3 protein-coding genes are annotated in these 5,594 nt (G+C 58.8%); 2 read left to right on the top strand and 1 reads right to left on the bottom strand.

Annotated features, from left to right (window positions below; translation table 11 throughout):
- Positions 1 to 164 precede the first annotated feature (164 nt).
- The gene (locus tag ARB25_RS09485; protein WP_055287636.1) at positions 165 to 3,464 is read right to left on the bottom strand and encodes a CAP domain-containing protein; all 3,300 of its coding nucleotides are present in this window, start codon (positions 3,462 to 3,464) and stop codon (positions 165 to 167) included.
- A 124-nt stretch (positions 3,465 to 3,588) separates the two neighbouring features.
- Between ARB25_RS09485 and ARB25_RS09480 the strand changes: the two genes are divergently transcribed.
- Complete coding sequence (locus ARB25_RS09480; RefSeq protein ID WP_055287634.1) at positions 3,589 to 3,825, top strand: helix-turn-helix domain-containing protein; 237 nt, start codon at positions 3,589 to 3,591, stop codon at positions 3,823 to 3,825.
- A gap of 135 nt (positions 3,826 to 3,960) precedes the next feature.
- Positions 3,961 to 5,226, top strand: coding sequence for an ATP-binding protein (locus ARB25_RS09475; RefSeq protein ID WP_055287632.1), 1,266 nt, complete (start codon positions 3,961 to 3,963; stop codon positions 5,224 to 5,226).
- The last annotated feature ends 368 nt before the right edge of the window (positions 5,227 to 5,594 follow it).

Here is a 5,594-nt window from a genome sequence, read left to right as displayed (position 1 = left end):
TTCCTAGAACCTGTTGTTGTGGTGATTTCAGATTCTAGGACGAAGGCCGTTCTTCGTTAAACGGGCGCTAGGGTGTCACCCTTACACCAACATTTTCGACGCGATCCGAAAAAGGGGAATCCCTTTTGCGGGATTCCCCTTTCCGAGTCGTTATGCGATTTGCACTACATCTGCTCGCGGCGCTTCTTTTGATCGAGGAAGACGCCGGCTGCCACGAGGACGGTACCGCCGATGACGAACGTCTCGCCGATGAGTCCCGCGCGGTCGCCGGTCTGGGCGAGGCTGCCGGGCTGGGCGGTATCCGTGCCGGCGAGATGTTTCGGGGTGTATGCCGCCTGCTGCTTTGCGACCTCCTCTGCCTCCTGTCGTGCGATCTCATCGGAAAGCTTCTGCTCCGCTGCGATGCGGTCGGACTTCGCCTGCTCGTAGGCGGCGAGTGCCGCATCATAGTCGGGCTGGAGCCCGTCCACCGCGGCCTGCTTCTCGTCCAGGATTGCCTTGGCGGGCGCGACCTTGGCACGTGCCTCGACTGCTGCGGCGAAAAGCGCGTTGAGGGCGTCATCCGCGTTCGCGTCATGGCCGGAAGCGATCGCCGCGCCGGCGTCGATGGAGTTCAGCTTCGACAGCTTGGCGTCTGCCTGCGCCTTCGCCTGCTCGGCGGCGGAGACCAGGGACTCGGCGGCGATGGCACCCGCCTTCGCGGCATCGAGGGCGGCCTTGGTGTCATTGACGGCCTTTACTGCATCCTGCTCGCGCTGCTGTGCCTCTGCGAGCTTCGCGGCAAGATCGGTGAGGATGTCGAGGTTCGACTGTGCGTCATCGAGATCGGTCTGGGAGCCGGTGAGCCTGTCGGCGGCAACGCCGGTGTCGGCCTTTGCGGCATCAACGGCACGCTGGGCATCCGCGAGGGCGCGTGCGGTGGCGTCCACCTTTTGCTCGGCGGCGGCGAGGACGGTCGCCTTCTCGACCTGATCGGCTGCCGCCGCGTCATGGATACTCTTTGCTGTATCGAGCGCCTTCTTGGCGTCGGCGACGTCTTGGAAGAACTTCGCGAGATCGGCGTTCGCATCCAAGACGTCCTGCTGCTTGGATACGGTGTCCGCCTTGGCGGCATCCAACTTAGACTGTACGGTCGTTACGGCTGCGTTGGCGGCATCAAAGGCGACCTGCTTCTGCTGGACGGTCGACTTTGCCGTATCGACTGCCGCGTTGGCGGCATCGAGGTCCGATTTCGCCGCATCAAGCTCGGTCTGGGCATCCGTGACGCCCTGCTGCTTGGCGGCGACATCAGCCTTTGCGGCATCGACGGCACGCTGGGCATCGGTGACGTCCTGCTTCGCGGCATCGACACCCGCCTGTGCGGAATCCGCTGCGACCTGCTTCTGCTGGACGGTTTCAGCGGCGTCGGTGGCGGCCTGCTGCTTTGATGCGAGGTCGGCCTTGGCGGCATCGAGTGCGCTCTTGGCGCTCTTCAGGCCGTTGATGTAGGAGGTCAGATTCTGCTCGTACTCGTCGACGGAGATGGGATTCATGTTCCAGCCTGAACCGGACCAACCGCCGTATTGCAGCGTGAGCGAGAACGTCAAACGGGTGTCATCGTTCAGGCCGCATCCCATGACAGCATAGTCAGGGTTGATGATGTTCATGTAATGGCCAATGCGGAAGTAATCGAACTTATCCTGATTGGCATACCAGAAGTCGTAGGCATCCTTTCCGGAAAGATTCGTCGCACCAAGGGAGGCTGCAGTCTTGTCAAACAGGTCCTTTTCCTGATAGATCCAGGCCTTGCAGGGATCGCGATAGCTCCAGGCAAGGTTTTCACCGACATCGAACTGCTGGGCATGCTCTACATTTTTCGTCGAATAGTTTGCATCGGCGATCGCCGCCGCAATGAGCTTGTGGGTGACCTGAAGCTCGGAGAGACCGACGGACTTGCGGTATGCGTTCACATTCTTCATGACCGTGATGGACAAGAGCATGTTGTCGAGGCTCGTGGCGTCGAGACTGTTTCCGATCTCGGTGTAGTCCTTGTACGTGCAGTTCTGGATGAGCTCGATGGCTGAATCGGCACCCATGGCCTTGAAGAAGCCGATGGCTCCCTGCTTGAGCTGCGCGTCGGCGGTATCGAGTTTCGCCTGGGCCTCGTCGACCTTCTGCTGGGCGGCGTTCACGGCGGCGTCAGCGGTATCCTTTGCGGTCTTGGCGTTCGCGAGCTCTACGTCGGCGGCTGCCTTGGCGGACTCGGCATCCTTGACAGCCTGCTTCGCTGCATCCAGCTTGGCGACGGCGTCGACGTTCGCCTGCTTGGCGGCATCGAGGTCGGCGTTCGCGGCATCGAGTGCGGACTGGGCGGCGTTCACGCCGGATTCGGCATCGGTCGCGGCCTGCTGCTTTACGAAGAGAGCCGCCTGGGCATCATTCAGTTCGGTCTGTGCCGTTGCTGCAGCGGACTGCGCCTGCTCGAGCTCGGACTCGCACTGGGACTGTGTCGCTTGTGCGGCAGCGAGGGCTGCCTCTGCGTCCGCGACCTTCTGTTTTGCCGCATCGTACTCCGGGCCGCTCGCACCGGCCTCGGCTGCGGCGAGGTCGGCTTTCGCCTTCTCGTAGGCGGCGCTGGCGGCTGCGGCCTTCGCATCCGCCGCGTCCTTGTTCTGCTGGGCTGCGGCGAGGACGGCGTCGGCGGAATCCTTTGCAGACTGGGCCGCAACCAGCTTGGACTGGGCATCGGCAAGCGTCGCGTTGGCGTTGGCGAGGCCGGCCTGTGCCCTTTCCACGGCAGCCTGGGCGTCGCGCACGGCCTGTTCGGCGGCACTGATTGCCTCCGGGGTGGCGCTTACGGCATCTGCCTTGGCCTTATCGAGGGCGTCCTTGGCATCCTGGGCCGCCTTGAGGGCGGACTGGTACGCTTCGTCCTTCTCGGACGCATCCGCCTTGGCGTCTGCGAGACCCGCCTTCGCCTGCTCGAGGTCCTTGCCGGCGGCATCGGCGGCGTCCTTGCCCTCTGCGACCTGACGGGCGTACTCGTCCATTGCCGCTCGGTCAGCTGCCGTACCGGCGTTGACTGCAGAATCGTAGGATGCCTTGGCCTGGTCGCGGGCGGAAGCCGCCTCGTTGTAGGGACCGGCGGCCTCATCGTAGGCTGCCTTGGCGGCGTCCTCCTTCGCCTTCGCCTCGTTGACTGCCTTCTGCAGGTCCGCGATGGTCTGTGCGGCGGATTTCGCGCCGGTACCGGATGCCGCGCCGGCGTGGGCGGCGATCGGCGACATCACGGCGGGGTGCTGTGTGCCCCCGTCACCGGTCTGGGCGAATGCCGTGAACGGTGAGATGAGGCTCGATCCGGTCATGGCGGCCATGGTCGCCGCGGTGACGGTCAGACGCGCGATCCCCTTCGGAGTGTGAATCTTTTTGCTTGGCAGTGCGGCGAAGTGATCGCCACCGGCAGCGAAATGCTTTCCCTGAGTCATTGTGCTGTTCCATTCCTTTTCCGTGCCCTATCCGACTGGGCATCAGAGTGCTTTCCAATAGAGATAATTATGCGCCTTAACTGGGATTGTTGTATATAGTCCGTTGGCTTTTATACAACAATCCATGACTCTTTTTGTCATGGACACGAAGACGCTTCAGAAATCATTCGGCATGAGATGCAAAGAGCTCCGCGCTGGACTCGGGTGCAGCCAGGAGCAGTTCGCCAATTTGATTGAGATGGATCGTTCCTACTACGCGAGCATTGAAGTTGGGCGGCGTAATGTCAGCCTCTCAAATTTCAAGAAGATTGCCGACGGATTTCAAATCACCATTTCGGAGCTCATGCGCGGTGTTGAGTAGATGATTTTCACCTCGTGCATGTTTAATCTGTTTCGTTAACTGAAATGTGTAAATCTGGTTAATCGAAAAAGCAAAATCTGGTTAAATGAAAACGGTAAATTTAGTTAAACGCGCTGATAAACAATGGTGAAAAATATGCCAAAAAAGTACTACACTCGAATTATCGAAAATGAGCTCGACCAGATGCTAGGGATATTCGGTGCCGTTCTCATCGAAGGACCGAAATGGTGTGGAAAGACAACCACAGCCGGGACCCGTGCGGCGTCCAGGCTCCTTCTCATGGATCCGTCGCGCAACTTCGAGAATCGCTTGCGTGCCGAGACGGACCCGGCGCTTGCCGTTGCAGGCGAGGTGCCGCGGCTGATCGATGAATGGCAGGAGGTTCCGAAACTTTGGGACGCGGCGCGGTTTGAGTGCGACAACCGCGGCGGCGAGCCTGGCCAGTTCATATTTACGGGGTCGGCGACGCCGCGAGACAATGAGCGGCCGATGCACAGTGGCGCTGGAAGGTTCGCTAAATTGCGCATGGATACCATGACGCTTTTCGAGCTTGGGAAATCTAGCGGCGCGGTTAAGCTGTCGGGCATTATTTCTGGCGAAAAGTTCAATGGCGCTTTCGGATCGTTTGATTCTGCCTCGATTGCCGAGTGCGTTGTCCGTGGTGGATGGCCCGCGGCGGTCGGTCGCGATGCGCTGGCTGCGTCGGCGATGGCGAAACGTTACATCGGCATAGTCGCCGAAGAAGATTTGTCTCGTGTTGATGGCTCTCGACGCGATCCTGAAAAGGTCAAAGCTGTCATCGAATCGCTCGCGCGTAATGAATCCACTTTGGCGACACTCAAGACGCTCGTAGCTGATCTTGGTGGAGAAGTATCGAGACAAACGGCGGCATCGTATATATCTCTTCTCGCACGGGTTAGCTTCGTTCGCGATATTCCCGCGTGGAATCCAGCAATGAGATCTCCGGTGCACTTAAGAGAATCAAAGAAGCATCATCTTGCCGACCCGTCGCTGGCGGCCGCTGCGCTCGGGGCGACTCCGGAGACCTTGCTGCTAGATTTCAAGACGCTTGGACTACTTTTTGAATCGCTGGCACTCCATGATTTGTGGGTTTATGCGCGAGCAAACGGAATGAGCCTCTACCACTATCACGATTCTCGCGATCTAGAGGTCGATGCAGTCATTGCGGCTCCTGGTGGGACCTGGATCCCGGTCGAAGTTAAACTCAGCTCTGCTCAAATAGAAGAGGCATCTGACAATCTTGTTGCTGTCGAGGAACGTATGGTTGCTGCTGGAAACACCCCACCGGTTTCTAAAGTAGCGATTATTGGATTTGGCTCACAAGCCTATGTTACCGACCGCGGTGTCCAAGTTGTTCCCTTGGATGTTCTTGCGCCGTAATGCTGCGGGCGAAGTGAAATCGACGCCGCAGTTTCTAAATCTGTTTTCTGAGATCTAAACCGCGAAACTCAAAAACTCACCGTCTTGATTTTCATTTGAATCGAATCGTGCCCGCGCAAAAGTCAAAACGACTCGCGCGGGCGTTTCGTTTTTTCATATCGCATTTCATATCGCGTCAAAACAAAACGCGAGTTTTGAAAATAGATAGCGACCATCGGTCGCGATCGTAGGCGTGTGTGCACGCCGCATGAAAATCAACTCGGATCGCGTCGAAAATGTTGGTGTAAGGGTGACACCCTAGCGCCCGTTTAACGAAGAACGGCCTTCGTCCTAGAATCTGAAATCACCACAACAACAGGTTCTAGGAA

This window comes from Collinsella aerofaciens (assembly GCF_001405375.1).
Taxonomy (GTDB): Bacteria; Actinomycetota; Coriobacteriia; order Coriobacteriales; family Coriobacteriaceae; genus Collinsella; species Collinsella aerofaciens_F.
Note: the sequence above shows the minus strand (reverse complement) of the source record. Positions and strands in the feature narration are given on the sequence as shown.

What these genes read in the sequence shown, in the direction of transcription:
- ARB25_RS09485 (WP_055287636.1), bottom strand. Translation starts at nt 3,464, where the DNA reads ATGACTCAGGGAAAGCATTTCGCTGCCGGTGGCGATCACTTCGCCGCA.
- ARB25_RS09480 (WP_055287634.1), top strand. Translation starts at nt 3,589, where the DNA reads ATGACTCTTTTTGTCATGGACACGAAGACGCTTCAGAAATCATTCGGC.
- ARB25_RS09475 (WP_055287632.1), top strand. Translation starts at nt 3,961, where the DNA reads ATGCCAAAAAAGTACTACACTCGAATTATCGAAAATGAGCTCGACCAG.